The organism is Pseudomonas sp. LS.1a (assembly GCF_022533585.1).
Lineage (GTDB): Bacteria > Pseudomonadota > Gammaproteobacteria > Pseudomonadales > Pseudomonadaceae > Aquipseudomonas.
On sequence record NZ_CP092827.1, the window covers coordinates 992,479 to 1,015,950 of the forward strand.

The following is a 23,472-nucleotide window of genomic DNA, read 5'->3' on the forward strand; positions in this document are numbered from 1 at the left end:
GCGTTCTCCTCAGGCGGCGTTCTTGAGTTTCGGGTCCAGCGCATCGCGCAGGCCGTCGCCCATCAGGTTGATTGCCAGCACACTGAGCAGAATGGTCAGGCCGGGCAGGCTCACCACCCACCAGGCGCGCTCGATGTAGTCACGGGCCGAAGCCAGCATGGTGCCCCACTCCGGGGTCGGCGGCTGCACGCCAAGGCCGAGGAAGCCCAGGGCGGCAGCGTCGAGGATGGCCGAGGAGAAGCTGAGGGTGGCCTGCACGATCAGCGGTGCCATGCAGTTGGGCAGCACGGTGACGAACATCAGCCGTGGCAGCCCGGCACCGGCCAGGCGTGCGGCGGTGACGTAATCGCGGTTCAGCTCGCCCATCACGGCGGCGCGGGTCAGGCGCACATAGGATGGCAACGATACGATGGCGATGGCGATCACGGTGTTGATCAGGCCTGGGCCGAGGATGGCGACGATGGCCACCGCCAGCAGCAGCGAGGGCAGCGCCAGCATCACGTCCATCAGGCGCATGATCGACGGGCCGAGCAGTTGCGGGAAGAAACCAGCCAGCAGGCCGAGCAGGATGCCCGGGATCAACGACATCACTACCGACGACAGGCCGATCAGCAGCGACAGCCGCGCGCCCTGGATCAGCCGCGAAAGCAGGTCGCGGCCCAGCTCGTCGGTGCCGAGGATGAACTGCCAGCTGCCGCCTTCGAGCCACACCGGCGGGGTCAGCAGGAAGTCGCGGTACTGCTCGCTCGGGTCGTGCGGGGCGACCCACGGCGCGAACAGCGCGCAGAACACCACCAGGCACATGAAGGCCAGGCCCATCACCGCGCCTTTGTTGCGCGCGAAGGCTTGCCAGAATTCTTTGTACGGCGAGGGGTAGAGCAGGCTCTGGTCCACCGGGCTGGCCGGCGTGACGGATTTCGGAATCGGGCTAGTCATGGCGAGGGCCTCAGCGCTGATGACGGATGCGTGGGTTGGCCAGGCCGTAGAGGATATCCACCACGAAGTTGACCAGGATCACCAGGCAGGCGATCAACAGGATGCCGTTCTGGACCACGGGGTAGTCACGGGCACCGATGGCTTCGATCAGCCACTTGCCGATGCCCGGCCAGGAAAAGATGGTTTCGGTCAGCACTGCACCGGCCAGCAACGTGCCGACCTGCAGGCCGAACACGGTCAGTACCGGGATCAGCGCGTTGCGCAGGCCGTGCACGAACACCACGCGGGCCGGTGACAGGCCTTTGGCGCGGGCGGTGCGGATGTAGTCCTCGCGCAACACTTCGAGCATCGACGAGCGGGTCATGCGGGCAATCACCGCCAGCGGGATGGTGCCGAGCACGATGGCCGGCAGGATCAGGTGCATCACCGCGTCCTTGAACGCGCCTTCCTCGTCGCTGAGCAGGGTATCGATGAGCATGAAGCCGGTCTTCGGCTCGATGTCGTAGAGCAGGTCGATGCGCCCGGATACCGGGGTCCAGCCCAGGCTTACCGAGAAGAACATGATCAGGATCAGGCCCCACCAGAAGATCGGCATCGAGTAACCCGCCAGGGAAATGCCCATCACCCCGTGGTCGAACAGCGAACCGCGCTTGAGCGCGGCGATCACCCCGGCCAGCAGGCCGACGATGCCGGCGAACAGCAGGGCGGCGAAGGCCAGTTCGAGGGTGGCCGGGAACAGGGTGAGGAACTCGCTCCACACGCTCTCGCGGGTGCGCAGCGATTCACCGAGGTCACCCTGGGCCAGCTTGCCGACGTAGTCCAGGTACTGGACCGGCAGCGGCTTGTTCAGGCCCAGGCGCTCCATGGCCTGGGCATGCATTTCGGGGTCGACCCTGCGCTCGCCCATCATCACTTCCACCGGGTCACCGGGGATCAGGCGTATGAGCGCGAAGGTCAGCAAGGTGATACCGAAAAAGGTCGGTATCAGCAGGCCAAGGCGCCGGGCAATAAAGCTCAACATTGTCGGGGTTACCTCATCAGGCCGTGGGGCGATCAGCCCGCTACGGTGGTGCCGCCGGTTCCCGTGTGGGTTGCCGGCGGTCGTTGTTGTTCTACTTCACCTTGGTGGTGGCGAAGTTGTTGTTGGTCAGAGGGTTGATCACGTAGCCCTCCACGTTGTCACGCATGGCGGTGAACATCTTTGGATGGGCCATGCTGATCCAGGGTTGGTCGTCATCGTACACTTTCAATGCCTCGTTATAGAGCCTTGCACGCTCGTCGTTGTCGATCACTTCGCGGGCGCGGCTGATCAACTCCTGGAACTTAGGGTTGCACCAGCGCGCATAGTTCTCGCCGCTTTTGGCGGCATCGCAACTGAGCAGCGGGCTGAGGAAGTTGTCCGGGTCGCCGTTGTCGCCGGCCCAGCCGGTGGACACCAGGTCGGCCTCGCCTTTCTTGGCCCGGCGCAGCATTTCGGCCCACTCCATCACGCGGATGTCCAGCTTCAGGCCGATCTGTTTGAGGTCGGCCTGCAGCATCTCGGCAGACAAACGCGGGTTGGGGTTGGTCGGGCCGCCGCCGTTGCGCGTGAACAGGGTGATTACCGTACCTTCGGGCACGCCCGCCTGCTTGAGCAGATCGCGCGCCTTGGCCAGGTCGCGGGGCGGGTTTCTGTTCTCGTTGTTGTAGCCGATCATGGTCGGCGGGTACGGATTCACGCCGACCAGTGCATTGCCTTTGCCGAACAATTGGTCGACATGGGTCTGGCGGTCGAAGGCCATGTTGATGGCTTTGCGCACGCGAACGTCGCTCAGGTATTTGTGTTCGGTGTTCATCGAGATGTAACCGGTGACCAAGGCCTCGATCTCCTCGACCTTGAGTTTCGGGTCCTGCTTGATCGACGGTACATCATCGGGCTTGGGATAGAGTGCCACCTGGCATTCGTTGGCGCGCAGTTTCTGCAGGCGCACGTTGCTGTCGGTAGCGATAGCGAAGACCAGCGCATCGGCAGGCGGCTTGCCGCGGAAATAGTCCGGGTTAGGCTTGAAGCGAACCTGGGCATCCTTGTTGTAACGCTGGAAGATGAACGGGCCGGTGCCGATTGGCTTGCTGTTCAACTCGGCAGCCTTGCCGGCCTTGAGCAGCTGGTCGCCGTACTCGGCGGAGTAGATCGAGGTGAAGCCCATGGCCATGTCGCGCAGGAATGGCGCTTCCGGTCGGTTAAGGGTAATCACCACGGTGTGCTCGTCGGCTTTGCTGACCGACTTGAGCAGGTCCTTGAAGCCCATGCTCTCGAAGTACGGGTACCCGACGCTGGTCTTGTCATGCCATGGATGGTTCGGATCGAGCTGGCGATTGAGGCTCCACAGGACGTCATCGGCGTTGAAGTCGCGGGTGGGCTTGAAGTAGTCGGTAGTGTGGAACTTCACGCCCTGGCGCAGGTGGAAGGTGTAGGTCAGGCCGTCTGCTGAAATGTCCCAGCGCTCGGCCAAGGCCGGCTGGACTTCGGTGGTACCGGGCTTGAAGTCGACCAGGCGGTTGAATACCGTCTCGGCCGAGGCATCGGCGGTAACCGCAGTGGTGTACTGGACGATGTCGAACCCTTCCGGGCTGGCTTCGGTGCACACCACCAGCGGTTTGGCCGCCAGTTGCGTGGCGCTGCCCAGGACCAGCGCTGCCAGGGCTAGGCGCAGCGGCAGCGATTTCATGAAAGCTTTCTGCATGGGTTGAAACTCCCTGCTTGCATTGATTCCAGCGTAGCCGCCACGGCCCGCAACGAAGCGGGCCGTGGCGCCGGCCGTCAGAGAATGTTGAATGGAATGGTGGTCACCACCCGGAACTCATCCAGGCTGCCATCGCCCTGGGCCTTGCTGGCGCGGTGCGCGGTGTAGGTGGCGCGGATGCTGGTGTCTTTCAGTGGCCCGCTCTGCACCGCGTAGCTGGTGCCGATGCCCCACTCGTAGTGGGTTTCGCCATCCAGGCCGTTCACGTCGTAGGCGGTGCCGCGGTAATGGGTACCGTCGATGCCCCAGCCGCGGGCGTTGTACAGGTTGAACTTCAGGCCCGGCACGCCGTACGGCGCCATGTTCAGCACGTAGGAGATCTGCAGCGACTTCTCGTTGGGGCCGTTGAAGTCCGACAGCAGCGAGTTGGCCAGGTAGATGCCGTTGGTTTCGTGCAGGTAGTCGAAGTACTCGTTGCCGTTGACCTGCTGCCAGGAGGCGCTGAGGGTATGGGCCTGGTGGGTCAGACCGAGCGACAGGCTGTAGGTGTCGTTGTCGATCTCGCCCATCTTCTTGCTGCCGGCGTCGACGGTCTTGTAGTAGTTCAGGCCAGTGCTCAGGCTGAGTACAGCGCTATCGCCGAGCACGTGGTTGGCGCCGAAGTAGTACTGGTTCCAGAAGTCGTCGACCTTGGTGGCGTACAGGCTGGTGCTCAGGCTCTTGAACGGCTGGTAGTTGATACCGGCGGTGCTGGCGCGGTCGGTTTCCACGCCGGTGGCACTGTACTCGCTGCGGAACTTGCTGAGGCTCTGTTCGGTACGCGGCGAGACGCGGTCGAAGGTGCCCAGGTCGAAGCTCAGGTTGTCGAATTCGGCACTGTGCAGGAACGCGCCCTGGAAGCTCGACGGCAGGGCGCGGTTACCAATGTAGGCGATCATCGGTGTGTCCACCGACTGGCGGCCGACGGTGAGGGTGGTGTTGGACACCCGCGCCTTGACGTTGGCCAGGCCCATCTTGCTCCACTGGCCGATCGGGTCGCCGTCGCTGTGGGTCAGGGTGCGGTTGTTGGGGCCGGCGACGGCTTCGCGGCTCTGCTGCAGGGCGATGGCGTTGTAGCCGGCGGCTTCGACGGCGAAACCGACGGTGCCCTGGGTGAAGCCAGAACTGTAGTTGAGGATGGTGCCCTGCACCCAGTTCTCGCGGCTGTGGGTGTCGTGGCGGGTGCCGTCGCTCTTGTAGTACTTCCACAGCGGGGCGCGTGCGGCGCGTTCGCGGGCGTACCAGTTACGGGTGCTGCCGGACAGGCTCTGGCCGTCGATGAAGCCACTGGCCTGCTCCTGCTCGCTGCTGCCTTTGAGGGTAATGGGGATGTAGTCCTGGCTTTGCGGGTCGGCCTGGGCCACGGTGGATAAGGCACTGATGGATAATGCCAGTGCGGTCAAGGTGAATACTCTCAAGGTTAAAGCTCCCTTTCTTTTCTAGTTATTGCCGGCCTTGTGGGCCGGGTGATTGCTGCGGTGTTGCCAGGGTTGCCCGGGGTTGCCGGGCTGAATCGGGGTGTTGTGTTGGCCCTTTCGCGGGTAAACCTGCTCCCACAGGGGCACCACAGGTTTCGGCATGTGCGCCGTACCTGTGGGAGCGGGTTTACCCGCGAAGAGGCCCTTGAGGGTTAAAGATCAGTCGACACTCACACCGGAAAAATCATTGCGCCCGAACGGGCTGACCTTGAACCCGGAAACCTTGACGCTGAGCGGTTGGTTGACCGTGGAGTGCGCCACCGGGGTAATCGGCACCTGTTGCTTGAGCCGCTGCTGGGCCTGCTGGTACAGGGCGGTGCGCTGCGCGCGGTCGGTGACCTGCTTGGCCTGCTTGACCAGGCTGTCGTACTGCGGGTCGCACCATAGCGAGTAGTTGTTGCTGCCGATGGCATCGCAGTTGTAGAGGGTGCCCAGCCAGTTGTCCGGGTCGCCGTTGTCCCCGGTCCAGCCGATCAGGGCGATATCGTGCTCGCCGCTTTTCATGCGCTTGAGGTACTCGCCCCATTCGTAGCTGACAATGCGCACCTTGAAGCCGAGCTTGCTCCAGTCGGCCTGGAGCATTTCCGCCATCAGCTTGGCGTTGGGGTTGTACGGGCGCTGCACCGGCATGGCCCACAGGGTGATCTCGGTACCCGGCTTGACCCCGGCCTGCTGCAGTAGCTGCTTGGCCTTTTCCGGGTCGAAGGGCGCGTCCTTGAGGCTGTCGTCATAGGACCACTGGGTCGGCGGCATGGCGTTGACTGCCAACTGGCCGGAGTCCTGGTACACGGCCTGGATGATCGCCTGCTTGTTCACCGCCATGTCCATCGCCTGGCGCACTTCCAGGCGGTCGAACGGTGGGTGTTGGGTGTTGTAGGCGATGTAGCCGAGGTTGAAGCCCGGCTGCTGCTGCACCTGCAGCTTGCTGTCGGCCTTGAGCGCCGGCAGGTCGGCGGGACGCGGGTGCAGGGTGACCTGGCACTCGTTGCGGCGCAGCTTCTGGATGCGCACCGAAGGGTCGATGTTGATCGAGAACACCAGGTTGTCGATCTTCACCTCCTGGGGTGCCCAATAGGCCTTGTTGCCCTTGTAGCGGATCTGCGAATCCTTTTGATAACGCTGGAACACGAACGGCCCGGTGCCGATCGGTTGCTGGTTGATGTCGCTGGGGCGCCCGCTGGCCATCAGCTGTTCGGCGTATTCGGCAGAGAGGATGGAAGCGAAGCTCATGGCCAGGTTCTGGATGAACGCGGCATCGACCTTGTTCAGGGTAAAGATCACGGTCAGTGGATCGGCTTTCTCGACACGGGCGATGTTCTTGTCCAGGCCCATGCTGATGAAATAGGGGAACTCGGTCGGGTAGGCCTGGCGGAACGGGTGGTTCTTGTCGAGCATGCGGTTGAAGGTGAACAGCACATCGTCGGCGTTGAAGTCGCGGCTCGGCGTAAAGGCCTTGTTGCTGTGGAACTTCACCCCTTCGCGCAGGTGGAAGGTGTAGCGCAGGCCATCGTCGGACACCTGCCAGCGGGTCGCCAGGGCAGGGTGCACGGCGGTGCCGCCGCGCTCGAACTCGACCAGGCGGTTGTAGATCGGTTCGGCGGCGTCGTTGTCGGTGGCGCTGGTGTACTGCGCGGTGTCGAAGCCGGCGGGGCTGCCTTCGGAGCAGAACACCAGGTTGTTGGCCAGCAGGGCCGGCGATCGGCTGATCAGGCCCAGGGCCAGCAGGGCGGAAAGGCGGGTGGTATGGCGCATGGCAAGTCCTGTTACGGCTGTTTGCGCCGCCTCGGGGTACGAATGGCGGCAACAGTTCGCCGACCCCGCTGCGGGTAGCGGCGGGACGACATGAAGAGGTGGCGAGGTTGGCGGGCACCCGCCGTTTAGCGGGTGCCGTAGCTAGGCTATTTGTCCACGCTGACGCCGTAGAAGGAGTTCAGGCCGAACGGGCTGATCTTGTAGTCCTTCACCTTGACGCTCATGGGCTGGTACACGGTGGAGTGGGCGATCGGGGTTATCGGCACCTGCTCCTTGAGGATGTGCTGCGCCTTTTGATACAGCTCGGTGCGCTTGGCCTGGTCGGAGGTGGCCTTGGCCTGCTTGATCAGGTCGTCGTAGGGCTTGTAGCACCACTTGGAGAAGTTGTTGCCGCTCATGGCATCGCAGCCGTACAGGGTGCCCAGCCAGTTGTCCGGGTCACCGTTGTCACCGCTCCAGCCGATCAGCATGGCGCCCTGTTCGCCGCCCTTGGAGCGCTTGATGTACTCGCCCCATTCATAGCTGACGATCTTTGCCTTGATGCCGACCTTGGCCCAGTCGGATTGCAGCATCTCGGCCATCAGCTTGGCATTGGGGTTGTACGGGCGTTGCACCGGCATGGCCCACAGGGTGATTTCGGTGCCTTCCTTGATGCCGGCTTCCTTGAGCAGCTGTTTGGCCTTTTCGGGGTCGAATGGCGCGTCCTTGATACTGTCGTCGTAGGACCACTGGGTCGGCGGCATGGCGTTGACCGCCAGCTGGCCGGCGCCCTGGTAGACCGACTCGATGATCTTTTTCTTGTCCACGGCCATGTCCAGCGCCTGGCGGACTTTCAGCTGGGCCAGCGGGTTGGCCTCGTTGCTGCCCTTGATCTTGTCCATCACGTTGTAGGCGATGTAGCCGAGGTTGAAGCCGGCCTGGTCAGGCATCTGCAGCTTGGGGTCCTGCTTTAGCGGCTGGATGTCGGCCGGACGCGGGAACAGGGTGACCTGGCACTCGTTCTTCTTCAGCTTCTGCATGCGCACCGAGGCGTCGGTGGTGATGGCGAAGATCAGGTTGTCGATCTTCACGTCGTCGGGTTGCCAGTAGTCCTTGTTGCCCTTGAAGCGGATCTGCGCGTCCTTCTGATACTTGCTGAACACGAACGGGCCGGTGCCGATCGGCTTCTGGTTGATGTCGGCGGCCTTGCCGTCCTTGAGCAACTGGTCGGCGTATTCGGCGGACTGGATCGAGGCGAAGCTCATGGCCAGGTTCTGGATGAATGCGGCGTCGACTTCGTTGAGGGTGAACCTCACCGTGTGCTCGTCGAGCTTCTCCAGCCTGGCGATGTTCTTGTCCATGCCCATGTCGGTGAAGTACGGGAACTCGGTGGGGTAGGCCTTGCGGAACGGGTGGTCCTTGTCGAGCATGCGGTTGAAAGTGAACAGCACATCGTCGGCGTTGAAGGTGCGGGTGGGCTTGAAGTAGTCGGTGGTGTGGAACTTGACCCCTTCGCGCAGGTGGAAGGTGTAGGTCTTGCCGTCATCCGACACTTCCCATTTGGTCGCCAGCCCCGGGATGACGGCAGTGCCGCCACGTTCGAACTGGGTCAGGCGGTTGAACACGGTCTCGGCCGAGGCGTCAAAGTCAGTCCCTGTGGTGTATTGCCCCGGGTCGAAGCCGGCCGGGCTGCCTTCGGAGCAGAACACCAGGTTCGATGCGGCGAGGGCCGATGGTGCGCCAGAGAGCAAGCCTGCACCTAGCAGGAACGGAAGGACTGCGTGTTTGAGCATGGTGGCCTCATTTTTGTCATTTTTCGATTGAGGTGGCCTCGTGAGCCGACCTGCGGATACTTATGCAGGGGGCGTTCCCAATGCAATATGGGGACGGATGATTGGCGTCAGAAAAGTGGTACGGGCGTACATGGATGTCGCATTGGTATAACTTTCAGCGAAGTTAAACGTTTGCGCGGGCAAAATGATGGCTTTTTGCGGGATGTTTCTGGGCGAGGGAAGTTGTAGGAAGCACCTTTTTAGTGCGTAGGAAAGCTCTGAAACCCTGAATTTGACGCGATCCCTGTGGGAGCGGGCTTGCCCGCGAACACGGGCGAAGCCCGTGCCATCCACCGCGGTGTCTTTTTCGCGGGCTCGCCCGCTCCCACAGGTATTTCGTGGATCTGTTAAGGCATCTGCACTTCAATCAGGCCATCGGCATTCATGCTCACTTCACTGGTCCCGGCCTCGATATCCGGCGCCGGTGCCGACTCATCAGCCCCCATGGCCTTCATCGCCATCGGCGCACTGCGCAGGTACGGGCGTGGGTAACCGCTGCTGTTGAGGTTCAGGCTGACCACTTTGTAACCCTTGCCACCCAGCGCCTCGGTAGCCAACTGCGCGCGCGCCTTGAAGGCATCCACCGCATCCTTGAGCAGTGCATCCTCGCTGGCCTTGCGCGTGGCCGGGGCGATGGAGAAGTCCATGCCACCCATTTTCAGCTCTTGCAGCAGGTCGGCGGTCAGCTGCGACAGGGCCGGGAAGTTGGCGCTTTCCAGGCGCAGCTCGGCACGCTCGCGCCAGCCGGTAATCTTCTGGCCCTTGCTGTCATACACCGGGTAGCTGTTGCGGCTGCCCTGGCTGATCTTCACGTCCTTGACCTGGCGCGACTGCTGTACGGCCTTGTTCATGGTTTCGGTGATCTGCTTGGCGAGCTTGCCCGGGTCGGTGTTCTGCGCTTCGCTGTACAGGGTCACGACCATCAGGTCGCGTGCCACTTCCTTGCTGACTTCGGCGCGCAGCGAGACCTGGTTGTAACGCGGCTCATCGGCAGCCAGCGCCGGCAGGCTGGCGAGCAGGCCGCAGGACAGGATCAGGGCGGTGCCGCGACGTGGGATTTGCATGTGATACTCCTTGGCAATATAAGGCGTGGGTTCTGGTCATCCATTCCACGCATGGCCCATCAGACCGGCAACAGTGTAGTGGGTTCAAAAGTGCCATCATCAACCTGTGACAAAGTGTGGCGCTTTGCCGCATCGCTGCAGCGAGGCGCCCGGCTTCGGTATACTCCAGCCGATTTTCTGGAGCACTCATCAGGAGAGCTCATGCTCGCCGCCGTACAACCGCTGTCCGCTACCCGTCAGAATCTCTGGCGCCTGACCATCATTCGGGTCCTGGTCCTGGCTGCCCAGGCCGGCTCCGTGGGCGTCGCCTACTGGACCGAACTGCTGCCCTTGCCCTGGCTGTCACTGGCCGGCACCCTGGCCTTGTCTTCGTTGCTGTGTGCCTTCACGGCCCTGCGCCTGCGCCTGTCGTTGCCGGTCACCGAACTGGAGTATGCCCTGCAACTGGCCTGCGACCTGCTGATCCACAGTGCCTTGCTGTATTACTCCGGCGGCTCGACCAACCCGTTCGTGTCGTATTACCTGGTGCCGCTGGCGATTGCCGCAGTTACCTTGCCGTGGCTGTATTCGCTGATCCTTTCCGGCATTGCCCTGACCGCCTACAGCCTGCTGCTGGTGCAGTTCTACCCCCTCGAAGGCCTGCCGATGGCGCGGGACAAGATGCAGGTGTACGGCATGTGGCTGAGTATTGCCTTGGCCGCTGCAGTGATTACCTTCTTTGCCGCACGCATGGCCGAAGAGCTGCGCCGCCAGGAGCAGCTGCGTTCCGAGCGGCGTGAAGAGAGCCTGCGCGACGAGCAACTGCTGGCCGTGGCCACCCAGGCCGCCGGTGCCGCCCATGAGCTGGGTACACCGTTGGCGACCATGAGCGTGCTGCTGAACGAAATGCGCCAGGACCACGCCGACCCGCTGCTGCAGGAAGACCTGCAGATCCTTCAGGACCAGGTGAAGCTGTGCAAGGAAACCCTGCAGCAGCTGGTACGCGCCGCCGAAGCCAACCGCCGCCTGGCCGTTGTGGAGCAGGACGTGACGGCCTGGCTGGACGAAGCGCTCAACCGCTGGCACCTGATGCGCCCGGAAGCCAGCTACCGCTTCCAGCGCCTGCGCGATGGCCAGGTGCCGCGCCTGACGCCGCCGCCGGACCTGACCCAGGCACTGCTGAACCTGTTGAACAATGCCGCCGATGCCTGCCCCGATGACCTTGAAGTGCGCCTGGACTGGGACACCCATGACATCGTCATCAGCATCCGCGACCATGGCCCCGGCGTGCCGCCGGCCATCGCCGAAGCCATCGGCAAACCCTTCATTACCACCAAAGGCAAAGGCTTCGGCCTGGGCCTGTTCTTGAGCAAGGCCAGCGTGACCCGTGCGGGCGGTTCGGTGAAACTCTATAGTCATGAACAGGGTGGCACCCTGACCGAACTGCGCCTGCCCTATGGCAAGCGAGGAGATGAATGATGAGCGAAGAAAACCAGGTCGAAGGCGAAGAGCTGCCGCACCTGTTGCTGGTGGATGACGATGCCACCTTCACCCGGGTCATGGCCCGTGCCATGAGCCGCCGCGGTTTCCGCGTGAGCACTGCCAGCTCTGCCGAGGAAGGGTTGATCCTGGCCCAGCAGGACCTGCCGGACTACGCCACACTGGACCTGAAGATGGACGGCGACTCCGGGCTGGTGCTACTGCCCAAGCTGCTGGAGCTGGACCCGGAAATGCGCGTGGTGATCCTGACCGGTTACTCGAGCATTGCCACTGCGGTGGAGGCGGTCAAGCGCGGGGCCTGCAACTACCTGTGCAAGCCGGCCGATGCCGATGACGTGCTGGCGGCGCTGCTGTCGGAGCACACCGACCTGGACACCCTGGTGCCGGAAAACCCGATGTCGGTCGACCGCCTGCAGTGGGAGCACATCCAGCGCGTGCTGAACGAACACGAGGGCAATATCTCGGCCACCGCGCGGGCGCTGGGCATGCACCGACGGACCTTGCAGCGCAAACTGCAGAAGCGCCCGGTCCGGCGCTGATTCAGTACTGACAGTACTGGCCTCTTCGCGGGTAAACCCGCTCCCACAGGTATTTCACAAGCCTCAAGACTTGTGCAGTACCTGTGCTCCCACAGGTATTTCACAAGCCTCAAGACCTGTGCAGTACCTGTGGGAGCGGGTTTACCCGCGAAAGGGCCGCAACTGACAGAAACTTCTCTTTATCACCCCGCGATCCCCGCAAGTCCCGGCCGTTGGCGTATCATTAGCCCCCTAACGGCAACCCCCTCCAGGATCGCTTGCGCATGCTCGCCCTTCTTATCCAGACACTGAACATCACGGCCCCGGTCTTCGCCATGCTGTTCATGGGCATGCTGCTCAAACGTATCCGCCTGATCGATGACAATTTCAACCGCGTCGCCTCGCAGCTGGTGTTCAACGTGTGCATGCCGGCGCTGCTGTTCCTCGGCATCTACCACGCCGACCTGGCCACGGCGGTCAAACCCGGCGTCCTCCTCTATTTCATCGTCGCCACCCTGGTCGGTTTCGCCATTGCCTGGGGCCTGGCCATCTGGCGCAGCCCGCGGGCAGACCGGGGCATCTATACCCAGGGCGCATTTCGCGGCAACAACGGTGTGATCGGCCTGGCGCTGGCCGCCAGCCTGTACGGCGACTACGGCATCTCCCTGGGGGCGGTGCTCGCCGGCCTGGTCATCCTTCTGTACAACTCGCTGTCGGCAGTGGTGCTGGCGGTGTACAGCCCGGACCTTAAGTCCGACCCGTGGAGCATCTGCAAGAGCATTTTCAGCAACCCGCTGATCATCAGTGTGCTGGTGGCCACGCCCATGGCCTACGGCCAGGTGCCGCTGCCCAACTGGCTGCTGACCTCGGGCGACTACCTGGCGCAGATGACCCTGCCGCTGGCGCTGATCTGCATCGGCGGCACGCTGTCGCTGGCGGCGCTGCGCACCAGCGGCAGGCTGGCCATCGACGCCAGCCTGGTGAAGGTGGTCTGGCTCCCGCTGTTAGGCACCCTCGGCGCCTGGCTATGCGGCTTCCGTGGGGCCGAGCTGGGCATCCTGTTCCTGTATATCGGCAGCCCGACCGCAGCGGCCAGCTACGTCATGGCGCGGGCGGCCAAGGGCAACCATGAGCTGGCGGCGTCGATCATCGTGATTACCACGCTAATGGCGGCGATCACCACCAACATTAGTATTTTCATCTTGCAGTGGGGCGGATGGATCTAGATCCTTGACTGCAAACAACACAAAAAACACAGCCTCACTGAGCTAAAGGACACTTCATGCAAGACCAGAGCACGCCCGAGCGGTTACAGCGCGGGCTGAAGAATCGCCATATCCAGCTGATCGCGCTGGGCGGGGCCATCGGTACCGGGTTGTTCCTGGGTATCGCCCAGACCATCCAGCTGGCCGGCCCCTCCGTGCTGCTGGGCTATGCCATTGCCGGCCTGATGGCTTTCCTGATCATGCGCCAGCTCGGCGAAATGGTGGTGGAAGAGCCGGTGGCTGGCAGCTTCAGCCACTTCGCCCACCAGTACTGGAGCGAGTTCGCCGGCTTCGTCTCGGGCTGGAACTACTGGGTGGTGTACGTGCTGGTCGGCATGGCCGAGCTGACGGCGGTGGGCATCTACGTGCAGTACTGGTGGCCCGGCTTCCCCACCTGGGCCACGGCGGCGATCTTCTTCGTGGTGATCAACCTGATCAACCTGACCCAGGTGAAGGTCTACGGCGAGATGGAGTTCTGGTTCGCCCTGGTCAAGGTGGTGGCCATCGTCAGCATGATCGGCTTCGGCGCCTGGTTGCTGACCAGCGGCCATGGTGGCCCGGACGCCAGCGTGGCTAACCTCTGGCAATACGGCGGCTTCTTCCCCAACGGTGTCACCGGCCTGGTGATGGCGCTGGCGGTGATCATGTTCTCGTTCGGTGGCCTGGAGCTGGTGGGTATCACCGCTGCCGAGGCCGACAACCCGCGCCAGAGCATCCCCAAGGCCACCAACCAGGTGGTGTACCGCATCCTCATCTTCTATATCGGTGCCCTGGCAGTGCTGCTGTCGCTGTACCCGTGGCAGAAGGTGGTGCAGGGTGGCAGCCCGTTCGTGATGATCTTCCACGAGCTGGACAGTGACCTGGTGGCAACCATCCTCAATATCGTGGTGCTGACGGCCGCGCTGTCGGTGTACAACAGCTGCGTGTACGCCAACAGCCGCATGCTGTTCGGCCTGGCCAGCCAGGGCGATGCACCGCGTCAGTTGCTGAAGGTAAGCCGTAGCGGTGTGCCGCTGACCGCGCTGGGCGTGTCTGCTTTCGCCACCGGGCTGTGCGTGCTGATCAACTACCTGATGCCGGGTGAAGCCTTTGGTTTGCTGATGGCCCTGGCGGTGTCGGCGCTGGTGATCAACTGGGCGAGCATCAGCATTACCCACCTGAAGTTCCGCAAGGCCAAGCTGGCGGCCGGGATTAACCCGTTCTACAAGAGCTGGGGGCACCCGGTTACCAACTACCTGTGCCTGGCATTCATCGTGCTGATCCTGGTGGTGATGTACCTGACCCCGCCGATTCGCATTTCCGTGATGCTGATCCCGGGGTGGATCCTGGTGCTGTGGGTGGCCTTCAAGATGAAGAAGGCTCGCCAGGCCAGGTAAGTACCAGTACCGACCTCTTCGCGGGTAAACCCGCTCCCACAGCGACCCCACAGGCTCCGAAAGCTGTGCGGTACCTGTGGGAGCGGGTTTACCCGCGAAGAGGCCGGTACAGGCTACCTATTGATAACTGTCGATCACTTCCTGCGCTGCACGGAAAGCATCGATTGCCGCCGGCACCCCCGCATACACCGCGCAATGCAGCAGCGCTTCGCGAATTTCCTCCACCGTACAGCCATTGTTCAACGCCCCACGCACATGCCCCTTGAGTTCCTGCGGGCACTTGAGTGCCGTCAGCGTGGCCAGGGTAATCAGGCTGCGGGTTTTCAACGGCAGCCCGTCGCGAGCCCACACGCTGCCCCAGGCATGTTCGTTGACGAAGTCCTGCAGTGGCTGGGTAAAGTCGGTGGCATTGCCCAAGGCGCGGTCGACGAACACATCGCCCATCACCTGGCGCCGAATCTGTTCGCCGGTTTTCTTGCTATCAGCCATGTTGTTTTCCTTAGTGTTGGCGGCGCCAGGCTCGTATGGTGGTGTACAGCAACACCATGGCGAGCACCGGCAGTACGTAGAACAGCATCAACCGCTCCAGGCGGCCGGCCAGTGGCATGCCCATGGTAAACGCCGCGACGTGCAGCCCATAGGCCAGGTACAGGCAGAGGAACACCAGGCCTTCGGCGCGGGTGATGCGGTAGCCGGAATAGAACACCGGCAGGCTCAGCGCGGCAACACCGAGCATCACCGGCAGGTCGAAGGCCAGGGCGTTGGGCGAGATCGACAGTGGCTCGGGGGTGACCACTGCGGTCAGGCCCAGCACGGCCAGCAGGTTGAACAGGTTGCTGCCGATCACTGTGCCTACGGCGATTTCCCGTTCGCCGCGCAGGGCGGCGATCAGCGCGGCGGCCAGTTCCGGCAGGGAGGTGCAGATGGCAACGACGGTCAGGCCGATGATGCGCTCGGACAGGCCCAGGTCGGTGGCCACTTCTACGGCGGCCTCTAGCAACAAATGGCCCGCCAGGCTCAACAGGCCCAGGCCGGCCAGCACCTGCAGCAGCGTGCCCGACCAGAAGCGCCCGGCGCCGTTTGTGACGGCGGCCGGAGCGGGGTAGGTGCGTGCGTAGTGGCGCGACTGGTGCCAGAGTATCGCCAGGTAGCCGGCCAGGCCGATCAGCAGCAACACGCCTTCGACCCGGCCCAGGTGGCCGTTGGCGGATAACGCGTAGACCAGGGCGCTGGCGACGATCATCAGTGGAATGTCCAGGCGTACCAGTTGCCGCGACACGCGCAGCGGGATGATCAGGGCGGCCAGGCCGAGAATGACCAGTACGTTGAAGATATTGCTGCCGATTACGCTGCCCACCGCCACATCCGGCACGCCCTGGTAGGCAGCCTGCAGGCTCACGGTCATTTGTGGAGCGGTGCTGCCGAAGGCCACCAGGCTCAGGCCGATGATCAGCGGGCGTACGTGCAGGCGCTGGGCCAGGCGCAGGGCTGCGCGCACCAGCAGTTCGGCACCGCCGGCCAGCAACAGCAGGGCGATACCCAGTTGCAGGAGGCTGAAGGTGGGAAGGGTGGCGAGGTCGAAAATGGTCGGACTCCTGTCGCGTCAGTTGCTAAGCCCTTGTACCCGCACGCGTGCGGTTCCGCTACGGATCATGCCGATTTTTTCTGCGGCGGCACGTGATAGATCGATCAGGCGGCCGCGGGTATGTGGGCCGCGGTCGTTGATACGTACCACGACGCTGCGCTGATTGGCCAGGTTGGTCACCCGTACCCGGGTGCCGAAGGGCAGGCTACGGTGGGCGGCGGTGAGGCCGTGCTGGTTGAACGGTTCGCCGCTGGCGGTGCGTTTGCCATGATGGCGCGCGCCGTAATAGGAGGCGGTGCCGGTCTTGTCGTAGCCGTCGGGGTCGACGTCGACGTCCTGGCTGGCGCAGCCGGCCAGCAGGGAGAGGAGGGCGAGGGTGCTCAGGGATCGTTTTAGCAATTCAGATGCTCCGATATGGCCCATTCGCGGCTAAAGCCGCTCCCACAGGGATATCACCGCTGTCGAGAGCAGCGCTGTACCTGTGGGAGCGGCTTCAGCCGCGAACGAGGGCGAAGCCCTCGCAGGACTACAGGGATAAAACAATCACCCTTCGAGCTTGGCCTTGAGCAATTGGTTCACTTGCCCCGGGTTGGCCTTGCCTTTGGAGGCTTTCATCGCCTGGCCGACGAAGAAGCCGAACATCTTGCCACGCTTGGCCTCGTCGGCTGCGCGGTACTGTTCGACCTGCTCGGCGTTGGCCGCCAGCATTTCGTCGAGCATCTTGTCGATCGCACCGGTATCGGTGACCTGCTTCAGGCCTTTGCTTTCGATGATGCTGTCGGCATCGCCTTCACCGGCAGCCATGGCCTCGAACACAGTCTTGGCGATCTTGCCGCTGATGGTGTTGTCGCGAATACGCAACAGCATGCCGCCCAGCTGCGCGGCGCTGACCGGCGCCTGGTCGATCTCGATGCCCAGCTTGTTCAGCAGGCTGCCCAGTTCGACCATGACCCAGTTGGCAGCCAGCTTGGCGTCGCCACCGATTCTCACCACTTCCTCGAAGTAGTCCGCCTGTTCGCGGCTGGATGCCAGCACGTTGGCGTCGTAGGCCGACAGACCGTACTGGCTCTGGAAGCGCTCGACCTTCTGCGTTGGCAGCTCCGGCAAGCCGGCACGGACGGTTTCGAGGAAGCTGTCCTCGATGACCACCGGCAGCAGGTCCGGGTCGGGGAAGTAACGGTAGTCGTTGGCTTCCTCCTTGCTGCGCATGGAGCGGGTCTCGTCTTTGTTCGGGTCGTACAGGCGGGTTTCCTGCACCACTTTGCCGCCGTCCTCGATCAGGTCGATCTGGCGCTGGATCTCGCTGTTGATCGCGCGCTCGATGAAGCGGAACGAGTTGACGTTCTTGATCTCGCAGCGGGTGCCGAACTCGGTCTGGCCTTTCGGGCGGATCGACACGTTGCAGTCGCAGCGCAGCGAGCCTTCGGCCATGTTGCCGTCGCAGATGCCCAGGTAACGTACCAGCGCGTGGATCGCCTTGACGTAGGCCACCGCTTCCTTGGCGCTGCGCATGTCCGGCTCGGAAACGATTTCCAGCAGCGGGGTGCCGGCACGGTTCAGGTCGATGCCGGTGGAGCCGCTGAAGTCTTCGTGCAGGCTCTTGCCGGCGTCTTCTTCCAGGTGCGCGCGGGTTACCCCGATGCGCTTGATGGTGCCGTCTTCCAGGGCGATGTCCAGGTGGCCCTTGCCGACGATCGGCAGGTCCATCTGGCTGATCTGGTAGCCCTTGGGCAGGTCGGGGTAGAAGTAGTTCTTGCGTGCGAACACGTTGCGCTTGCCGATCTCGGCATCGATGGCCAGGCCGAACATGCACGCCATGCGCACGGCTTCCTGGTTCAGTACCGGCAGTACGCCTGGCATGCCCAGGTCAACCAGGCTGGCCTGGGTGTTCGGCTCGGAACCGAAGGTGGTGGCGCTGCCGGAGAAGATCTTCGACTGGGTGGCGAGCTGAGTGTGGATTTCCAGCCCGATCACAACTTCCCATTGCATGTGTGAATTCCTCAGAAGCCGTTGGGGGCGCGGGTGTGCCAGTCGGTCACTTGCTGGTAGCGGTGCGCGACGTTGAGCAGGCGGCCTTCCTGGAAGTATGGCGCCAGCAGTTGCACGCCGACCGGCAGGCCGTCGACGAAGCCGGCTGGCATCGACAGGCCCGGCAGGCCCGCCAGGTTGGCGGTGATGGTGTAGACGTCTTCCAGGTAGGCGGCGACCGGGTCGCTGCTCTTGGCGCCGAGCTTCCAGGCCGGGTTTGGCGTGGTCGGGCCGAGGATCAGGTCGACGTCGTTGAAGGCTGCCATGAAGTCGTTCTTGATCAGGCGGCGGATCTGTTGCGCCTTCACGTAGTAGGCGTCGTAGTAGCCAGCCGACAGGGCGTAGGTGCCGACCATGATGCGGCGCTGCACTTCGACGCCGAAGCCTTCGCCACGGGAACGCTTGTACAGGTCGGTGAGGTCTTTCGGGTTTTCGCAGCGGTAGCCGAAGCGCACGCCGTCGAAACGCGACAGGTTGGACGAGGCTTCAGCGGGGGCGATCACGTAGTAGGCCGGGATGGCGTGCTGCATGTTCGGCAGGCTGATTTCCTTGACCACCGCGCCGAGCTTTTCCAGTTCCTTGACGCTGGCCTGGACCAGGTCGGCAATGCGTGGGTCCAGGCCGGCCCCGAAGTATTCCTTCGGCAGGCCGATGCGCAGGCCCTGCAGCGAAGCATTCAGGTTGGCGCTGTAGTCCGGCACCGGCTCTTCGATGCTGGTGGAGTCCTTGGCGTCGAAGCCGGCCATGCCTTGCAGCAGCAGGGCGCAGTCTTCGGCGGTGCGGGCCAGCGGGCCACCCTGGTCGAGGCTGGAGGCGTAGGCGATCATGCCCCAGCGCGACACGCGACCGTAGGTCGGCTTGAGGCCGGTGAGGTTGGTCAGTGCCGCCGGTTGGCGGATCGAGCCGCCGGTGTCGGTGCCGGTGGTGGCCGGCAGCAGGCGCGCAGCCACCGCCGCGGCCGAACCGCCCGACGAGCCGCCCGGGACGTGCTCGAGGTTCCAGGGGTTCTTCACCGCGCCGTAGTAGCTGGATTCGTTGGCCGAACCCATGGCGAATTCGTCCATGTTGGTCTTGCCCAGGGTGACCATGCCGGCATCGGCCAGCTTGGCAACCACGGTGGCGTCATACGGCGCCTTGAAGTTGTCGAGCATCTTCGAGCCGCAGCTGGTGCGTACGCCGTTGGTGCAGAACAGGTCCTTGTGGGCGATCGGGGCACCCAGCAGCGCGCCGGTTTCGCCAGCGGCGCGACGGGCGTCGGCGGCACGCGCCTGGCCCAGGGCCAGGTCTTCGGTGACGCTGATGAAGCTGTTGATTTGCGGGTCGAGCTGCTTGATGCGCGCCAGCAGGGCGCCGGTCAGCTCTTCGGAGGAAAACGACTTGTCGGCGAGTCCGCGGGCGATCTCGGCCAGGGTCAATTGATGCATGGCAGGCTCTATCCCTTACTCGATGACTTTGGGAACCAGGTACAGACCGCTTTCGGTCGATGGCGCGATGGCCTGGTAGGCGTCGCGCTGGTTGCTCTCGGTGACCTGGTCGGGACGCAGACGCTGGCTGGCCTCCAGGGGGTGGGCCAGTGGCTCGATGCCAGTAGTGTCGACCGCTTGCATCTGGTCGACCAGCCCGAGAATGCTGTTCAGTGCGTCGGTAATGCGTGGCAGTTCGCCATCATTCAGGCCCAGACGGGCCAGATGGGCGATCTTTTCCACGTCGCAGCGTTCAAGCGCCATGGGGATCTCCAGGGGAAACAAAGACCGGAATTTGGCTCCGGAGTGAGGAACATGTCAGCTTTCTGGCGGTCTAACGGCCGCGAAATTCTGCTGGCGTGCTCGGAAAAACAGCCAATTTAACATATTGGCTCCTTGCCCAAAATCCCTGCCATTGTTAGAGTTTGCCGCACTTTTTTACCCACGCTTTCCCCAGGGTCACTTTCCCATGTTCAAGAAACTGCGTGGCATGTTTTCCAGCGATCTGTCCATCGACCTGGGTACTGCCAACACCCTTATTTACGTGCGTGAGCGCGGTATCGTCCTGAATGAGCCCTCGGTTGTTGCCATCCGTACCCATGGCAACCAGAAAAGCGTCGTCGCCGTCGGTACCGAAGCCAAGCGCATGCTGGGCCGTACGCCTGGCAACATTGCTGCCATTCGTCCGATGAAGGACGGCGTCATCGCCGACTTCAGCGTCTGCGAAAAAATGTTGCAATATTTTATCAACAAGGTGCATGAGAACAGCTTCCTGCAGCCGAGCCCGCGCGTGCTGATCTGCGTGCCATGCAAGTCGACTCAGGTAGAGCGCCGCGCCATTCGCGAGTCGGCCCTGGGGGCCGGTGCCCGTGAAGTGTTCCTGATCGAAGAACCGATGGCCGCCGCCATCGGTGCCGGCCTGCCGGTCGAAGAGGCCCGCGGTTCGATGGTCGTCGATATCGGTGGTGGTACCACTGAAATCGCGCTGATCTCCCTGAACGGCGTGGTCTATGCCGAATCTGTCCGCGTTGGCGGCGACCGCTTCGACGAAGCCATCGTCACCTACGTGCGCCGCAACTACGGCAGCCTGATCGGCGAGTCCACCGCCGAGCGCATCAAGCAGGAAATCGGTACTGCCTACCCGGGCGGCGAAGTACGCGAAGTCGACGTGCGCGGCCGCAACCTGGCCGAGGGCGTACCACGTGCCTTCACCCTGAACTCCAACGAAGTGCTCGAAGCGCTGCAGGAATCCCTGGCGACCATCGTCCAGGCGGTCAAGAGCGCCCTGGAGCAATCGCCGCCCGAGCTGGCCTCGGACATCGCCGAGCGTGGCCTGGTGCTGACCGGTGGTGGCGCGCTGCTGCGTGACCTGGACAAGCTGCTGGCCCAGGAAACCGGCCTGCCGGTGATCGTCGCCGAAGACCCGCTGACCTGTGTCGCCCGTGGCGGCGGTCGCGCCCTGGAGATGATGGACAAGCACGCGATGGACCTGCTCTCCAGCGAGTGATCCCGCTCGCTGTTCACGAGCGCCCGGTTTACAGGTAGTACGCACAGTGCTACCTGTATGTGCTGGGCTGGCGCCCGTTCGGGGCGCCGTATCCGTCAACCCGCAACCAGGCTGGTGCGTTGTCCCATGTCCAATGACCTCCTGAGTCGTCCACGAGGAACGGCCCATTAAACCGCTTTTCTCCAAGGGCCCTTCGCTGGGCGTTCGCCTGCTCGTCCTGGTGGTGATGTCGGTCGCGTTGATGGTTGTCGACGCGCGCTTCGACGTGCTCAAGCCGGTGCGCAGCCAGATGGGCCTGGTACTCATGGAGTCGTACTGGATCACCGACCTGCCGCAGCGTGCGTGGCAAGGTGTGGCCGGCCAGTTCGGCAGCCGCACCGAACTGATCGCCGAAAACGAAAAGCTCAAGACCGAAGCCCTGCTGTTGCAGGGGCGCCTGCAGAAGCTGGCAGCCCTGACCGAGCAGAACGTGCGCCTGCGCGAGTTGCTCAACTCCTCGGCGCTGGTCAATGAAAAGGTCGAAGTGGCCGAGCTGATCGGTGTCGACCCCAACCCGTTCACCCACCGCATCCTGATCAACAAGGGCGAGCGTGATGGCGTGTTCCTGGGCCAACCGGTGCTTGATGCCCGTGGCCTGATGGGCCAGGTGGTCGAGCTGATGCCCTACACCTCGCGGGTACTGTTGCTGACCGATACCACCCATAGCATCCCGGTGCAGGTCAACCGCAATGGCCTGCGCGCCATCGCCAGCGGCACCGGCAACCCGGAGCGCCTGGAGCTGCGCCATGTGGCCGATACCGCCGACATCAAGGAAGGCGACCTGCTGGTCAGTTCCGGCATGGGGCAACGTTTCCCGGCCGGCTACCCGGTGGCCACGGTCAACGAAGTGATTCACGATTCCGGCCAGCCGTTCGCCATCGTTCGCGCCATCCCCACCGCCGCGCTCAACCGCAGCCGCTACATGCTGCTGGTGTTCAGTGACCGACGTACCCCGGAGCAGCGCGCCACCGATGCCGGCATCGCCCAGGAAGAGGCTGACCGCAAGGGCGCCTCGGCCCCAGGCCAGCCGGCCACGACGGGCGAGCACGTTGCACCGGCGCCTGCCGCGCCGGCCACACCTGCGGCCCCGGTAGCCCCGGCTGCGCAGCCTGCAGCCCCGGCGGCCGCACCTGCTACGCCGGCTGCCGCACCCGCTCACACCCGGAGGCAATGATGGCTGCATCACGCCGCAACAACGGCTGGGTCATCTGGCTGACTTTCGCCATCGGCCTGCTGCTCAGCGTCTCGCCCATGCCGCAGTTCATGGACGTGTTCCGGCCCATGTGGCTGGCCTTGCTGGTGTCGTTCTGGACCCTCGCCGTGCCGAACAAGGTCGGCATGACCACCGCGTTCGTGCTGGGCCTGGCCGAGGATGTGCTGTACGGCACCCTGCTGGGGCAGAACGCGCTGATCCTCACCCTCATCACCTTCCTGGTGCTGTCCTTGCAGCAGCGCCTGCGCATGTTCCCCATGTGGCAGCAGAGCCTGGTGATCCTGGTGATCTTCGGCATCGCCCAGCTGATCCAGCTGTGGCTCAGCGCGCTGACCGGCAATCGCCTGCCCACCCTGGCGCTGGTCTGGTCGGCGGTGATCAGTGCCTTGCTCTGGCCGTGGATCAGCTTCGCCCTGCGCGACCTGCGCCGACGCTTGCATATCAATTGACGGCGCCGCCGCGACTGACAGGGAGATGTCTGCATGAACCCACTATACTTGGCCTCCGGCTCGCCCCGTCGTCGTGAACTACTGACCCAGATCGGTGTGCCGTTCAGCGTCGTCAGTGCCCCCATCGATGAAACCCCGCTGCCCAATGAAAGCGCCCCGGCCTACGTCGAGCGCCTGGCCCGGGCCAAGGCTGCCGCCGGCCTGGCTAGCCTGGAACCTCCAGTGCAGGCCGTTCGCGGGCATGCCTGCTCCCACAGGTACAGCGCCGATCCTGTGGGAGCGGGCGTGCCCGCGAAGGCCCCAAAGGGGCCCGCTGTAGTGCTGGGCGCAGACACCGCCGTGGTGCTCGATGGTCGTATTCTCGGCAAACCGGAAAACCGCGAAGATGCCCTGGCCATGCTGGCCGACCTGTCGGGCCGCGAGCACCAGGTGCTGACCGCGGTCGCCGTCAGCGATGGCCAGCGCGTGCACAGCCTGTGCGTCACCAGCAAGGTGCGCTTCCGTGTGATCAGCGCCGATGAAGCGCAACGCTACTGGGCCAGCGGCGAGCCCACGGACAAGGCCGGCGGCTATGCCATCCAGGGCTTGGGCGCGGTGTTCGTCACCGGCCTTTCCGGCAGCTACTCGGCGGTGGTCGGCCTGCCCCTCAGTGAAACGGCCGAGCTGCTTGGCCAGTTCGGCATCGCCTGCTGGCAATCGCCCGCGCATACGCCAGAGGTAACAAACCAGCGGTAGCCAGCACTGCAT

At 63.6% G+C, this 23,472-nt stretch carries 21 protein-coding genes; 8 read left to right on the forward strand and 13 right to left on the reverse strand.

Annotation, left to right across the window (positions count from 1 at the left end; all coding sequences use genetic code 11):
* Positions 1-9 precede the first annotated feature (9 nt).
* The 7 genes from MKK04_RS04585 to MKK04_RS04615 all read right to left on the reverse strand — a co-directional run bounded on the left by MKK04_RS04585 (position 10) and on the right by MKK04_RS04615 (position 9,803).
* Complete coding sequence (locus MKK04_RS04585; protein ID WP_063911340.1) at positions 10-936, reverse strand: ABC transporter permease subunit; 927 nt, start codon at positions 934-936, stop codon at positions 10-12.
* 10 nt (positions 937-946) lie between these two features.
* Positions 947-1,957, reverse strand: coding sequence for an ABC transporter permease subunit (locus tag MKK04_RS04590; RefSeq protein WP_012316108.1), 1,011 nt, complete (start codon positions 1,955-1,957; stop codon positions 947-949).
* A 91-nt stretch (positions 1,958-2,048) separates the two neighbouring features.
* Positions 2,049-3,659 carry an ABC transporter substrate-binding protein gene (locus MKK04_RS04595; RefSeq protein ID WP_172827466.1) on the reverse strand — a complete coding sequence of 537 codons (1,611 nt, stop codon included), beginning with the start codon at positions 3,657-3,659 and terminating at the stop codon, positions 2,049-2,051.
* Between the two features lie 77 nt (positions 3,660-3,736).
* A complete protein-coding gene (locus MKK04_RS04600) occupies positions 3,737-5,116 on the reverse strand; it encodes an OprD family porin (protein WP_063911341.1) in 1,380 nt (459 codons plus the stop codon).
* 219 nt (positions 5,117-5,335) lie between these two features.
* The gene (locus MKK04_RS04605; RefSeq protein WP_241106293.1) at positions 5,336-6,928 is read right to left on the reverse strand and encodes an ABC transporter substrate-binding protein; all 1,593 of its coding nucleotides are present in this window, start codon (positions 6,926-6,928) and stop codon (positions 5,336-5,338) included.
* 146 nt (positions 6,929-7,074) lie between these two features.
* Positions 7,075-8,700 carry an ABC transporter substrate-binding protein gene (locus tag MKK04_RS04610; protein WP_207834734.1) on the reverse strand — a complete coding sequence of 542 codons (1,626 nt, stop codon included), beginning with the start codon at positions 8,698-8,700 and terminating at the stop codon, positions 7,075-7,077.
* Positions 8,701-9,086: 386 nt separating this feature from the next.
* Positions 9,087-9,803 carry an SIMPL domain-containing protein gene (locus MKK04_RS04615; protein WP_015269044.1) on the reverse strand — a complete coding sequence of 239 codons (717 nt, stop codon included), beginning with the start codon at positions 9,801-9,803 and terminating at the stop codon, positions 9,087-9,089.
* A gap of 201 nt (positions 9,804-10,004) precedes the next feature.
* Here MKK04_RS04615 and MKK04_RS04620 point away from each other — a divergent pair, with 201 nt between their 5' ends.
* The 4 genes from MKK04_RS04620 (at position 10,005) to MKK04_RS04635 (ending at position 14,441) form a co-directional block, all read left to right on the forward strand.
* Complete coding sequence (locus tag MKK04_RS04620; protein ID WP_087502527.1) at positions 10,005-11,261, forward strand: ATP-binding protein; 1,257 nt, start codon at positions 10,005-10,007, stop codon at positions 11,259-11,261.
* Entirely contained in the window at positions 11,261-11,821 is a 561-nt protein-coding gene (locus MKK04_RS04625; RefSeq protein ID WP_025337806.1) for a response regulator transcription factor, read from the forward strand. The genes MKK04_RS04620 and MKK04_RS04625 overlap by 1 nt, the downstream gene beginning before the upstream one ends.
* A gap of 263 nt (positions 11,822-12,084) precedes the next feature.
* Positions 12,085-13,026 carry an AEC family transporter gene (locus MKK04_RS04630; RefSeq protein ID WP_241106294.1) on the forward strand — a complete coding sequence of 314 codons (942 nt, stop codon included), beginning with the start codon at positions 12,085-12,087 and terminating at the stop codon, positions 13,024-13,026.
* 56 nt (positions 13,027-13,082) lie between these two features.
* Positions 13,083-14,441 (forward strand): amino acid permease, encoded by a 1,359-nt coding sequence (locus MKK04_RS04635; RefSeq protein WP_207834730.1) that lies wholly within the window; start codon positions 13,083-13,085, stop codon positions 14,439-14,441.
* Between the two features lie 117 nt (positions 14,442-14,558).
* On the opposite strand, the gene MKK04_RS04640 is transcribed toward MKK04_RS04635, so the two are convergent.
* The 6 genes from MKK04_RS04640 to gatC all read right to left on the reverse strand — a co-directional run bounded on the left by MKK04_RS04640 (position 14,559) and on the right by gatC (position 19,781).
* Positions 14,559-14,930 carry a carboxymuconolactone decarboxylase family protein gene (locus tag MKK04_RS04640; protein ID WP_063911346.1) on the reverse strand — a complete coding sequence of 124 codons (372 nt, stop codon included), beginning with the start codon at positions 14,928-14,930 and terminating at the stop codon, positions 14,559-14,561.
* Between the two features lie 10 nt (positions 14,931-14,940).
* Entirely contained in the window at positions 14,941-15,984 is a 1,044-nt protein-coding gene (locus tag MKK04_RS04645) for a calcium/sodium antiporter (RefSeq protein ID WP_233693979.1), read from the reverse strand.
* 60 nt (positions 15,985-16,044) lie between these two features.
* A complete protein-coding gene (locus MKK04_RS04650) occupies positions 16,045-16,425 on the reverse strand; it encodes a septal ring lytic transglycosylase RlpA family protein (protein WP_207834728.1) in 381 nt (126 codons plus the stop codon).
* A gap of 144 nt (positions 16,426-16,569) precedes the next feature.
* Positions 16,570-18,015, reverse strand: coding sequence for an Asp-tRNA(Asn)/Glu-tRNA(Gln) amidotransferase subunit GatB (gatB, locus tag MKK04_RS04655; protein WP_207834725.1), 1,446 nt, complete (start codon positions 18,013-18,015; stop codon positions 16,570-16,572).
* A gap of 11 nt (positions 18,016-18,026) precedes the next feature.
* The gene (gene gatA / locus MKK04_RS04660; RefSeq protein WP_207834723.1) at positions 18,027-19,478 is read right to left on the reverse strand and encodes an Asp-tRNA(Asn)/Glu-tRNA(Gln) amidotransferase subunit GatA; all 1,452 of its coding nucleotides are present in this window, start codon (positions 19,476-19,478) and stop codon (positions 18,027-18,029) included.
* 15 nt (positions 19,479-19,493) lie between these two features.
* The gene (gatC, locus tag MKK04_RS04665; RefSeq protein WP_003255165.1) at positions 19,494-19,781 is read right to left on the reverse strand and encodes an Asp-tRNA(Asn)/Glu-tRNA(Gln) amidotransferase subunit GatC; all 288 of its coding nucleotides are present in this window, start codon (positions 19,779-19,781) and stop codon (positions 19,494-19,496) included.
* Positions 19,782-19,986: 205 nt separating this feature from the next.
* Here gatC and mreB point away from each other — a divergent pair, with 205 nt between their 5' ends.
* The 4 genes from mreB to MKK04_RS04685 all read left to right on the forward strand — a co-directional run bounded on the left by mreB (position 19,987) and on the right by MKK04_RS04685 (position 23,460).
* Positions 19,987-21,024 carry a rod shape-determining protein MreB gene (gene mreB, locus MKK04_RS04670; RefSeq protein ID WP_003255163.1) on the forward strand — a complete coding sequence of 346 codons (1,038 nt, stop codon included), beginning with the start codon at positions 19,987-19,989 and terminating at the stop codon, positions 21,022-21,024.
* A gap of 226 nt (positions 21,025-21,250) precedes the next feature.
* A complete protein-coding gene (gene mreC, locus MKK04_RS04675; protein ID WP_063911351.1) occupies positions 21,251-22,237 on the forward strand; it encodes a rod shape-determining protein MreC in 987 nt (328 codons plus the stop codon).
* The gene (gene mreD, locus MKK04_RS04680; RefSeq protein WP_063911352.1) at positions 22,237-22,725 is read left to right on the forward strand and encodes a rod shape-determining protein MreD; all 489 of its coding nucleotides are present in this window, start codon (positions 22,237-22,239) and stop codon (positions 22,723-22,725) included. Before mreC ends, mreD begins: the two co-directional genes overlap by 1 nt.
* A gap of 33 nt (positions 22,726-22,758) precedes the next feature.
* The gene (locus MKK04_RS04685; protein ID WP_241106295.1) at positions 22,759-23,460 is read left to right on the forward strand and encodes a Maf family protein; all 702 of its coding nucleotides are present in this window, start codon (positions 22,759-22,761) and stop codon (positions 23,458-23,460) included.
* Positions 23,461-23,472: the final 12 nt, after the last annotated feature.

Bases quoted from the DNA above. Each gene is read 5' to 3' on its own strand.
- MKK04_RS04585 (WP_063911340.1), bottom strand. From the start codon at position 936: ATGACTAGCCCGATTCCGAAATCCGTCACGCCGGCCAGCCCGGTGGAC.
- MKK04_RS04590 (WP_012316108.1), bottom strand. From the start codon at position 1,957: ATGTTGAGCTTTATTGCCCGGCGCCTTGGCCTGCTGATACCGACCTTT.
- MKK04_RS04595 (WP_172827466.1), bottom strand. From the start codon at position 3,659: ATGCAGAAAGCTTTCATGAAATCGCTGCCGCTGCGCCTAGCCCTGGCA.
- MKK04_RS04605 (WP_241106293.1), bottom strand. From the start codon at position 6,928: ATGCGCCATACCACCCGCCTTTCCGCCCTGCTGGCCCTGGGCCTGATC.
- MKK04_RS04610 (WP_207834734.1), bottom strand. From the start codon at position 8,700: ATGCTCAAACACGCAGTCCTTCCGTTCCTGCTAGGTGCAGGCTTGCTC.
- MKK04_RS04615 (WP_015269044.1), bottom strand. From the start codon at position 9,803: ATGCAAATCCCACGTCGCGGCACCGCCCTGATCCTGTCCTGCGGCCTG.
- MKK04_RS04620 (WP_087502527.1), top strand. From the start codon at position 10,005: ATGCTCGCCGCCGTACAACCGCTGTCCGCTACCCGTCAGAATCTCTGG.
- MKK04_RS04625 (WP_025337806.1), top strand. From the start codon at position 11,261: ATGAGCGAAGAAAACCAGGTCGAAGGCGAAGAGCTGCCGCACCTGTTG.
- MKK04_RS04630 (WP_241106294.1), top strand. From the start codon at position 12,085: ATGCTCGCCCTTCTTATCCAGACACTGAACATCACGGCCCCGGTCTTC.
- MKK04_RS04635 (WP_207834730.1), top strand. From the start codon at position 13,083: ATGCAAGACCAGAGCACGCCCGAGCGGTTACAGCGCGGGCTGAAGAAT.
- MKK04_RS04640 (WP_063911346.1), bottom strand. From the start codon at position 14,930: ATGGCTGATAGCAAGAAAACCGGCGAACAGATTCGGCGCCAGGTGATG.
- gatB (WP_207834725.1), bottom strand. From the start codon at position 18,015: ATGCAATGGGAAGTTGTGATCGGGCTGGAAATCCACACTCAGCTCGCC.
- gatA (WP_207834723.1), bottom strand. From the start codon at position 19,478: ATGCATCAATTGACCCTGGCCGAGATCGCCCGCGGACTCGCCGACAAG.
- gatC (WP_003255165.1), bottom strand. From the start codon at position 19,781: ATGGCGCTTGAACGCTGCGACGTGGAAAAGATCGCCCATCTGGCCCGT.
- mreB (WP_003255163.1), top strand. From the start codon at position 19,987: ATGTTCAAGAAACTGCGTGGCATGTTTTCCAGCGATCTGTCCATCGAC.
- mreC (WP_063911351.1), top strand. From the start codon at position 21,251: ATGTCGGTCGCGTTGATGGTTGTCGACGCGCGCTTCGACGTGCTCAAG.
- mreD (WP_063911352.1), top strand. From the start codon at position 22,237: ATGGCTGCATCACGCCGCAACAACGGCTGGGTCATCTGGCTGACTTTC.
- MKK04_RS04685 (WP_241106295.1), top strand. From the start codon at position 22,759: ATGAACCCACTATACTTGGCCTCCGGCTCGCCCCGTCGTCGTGAACTA.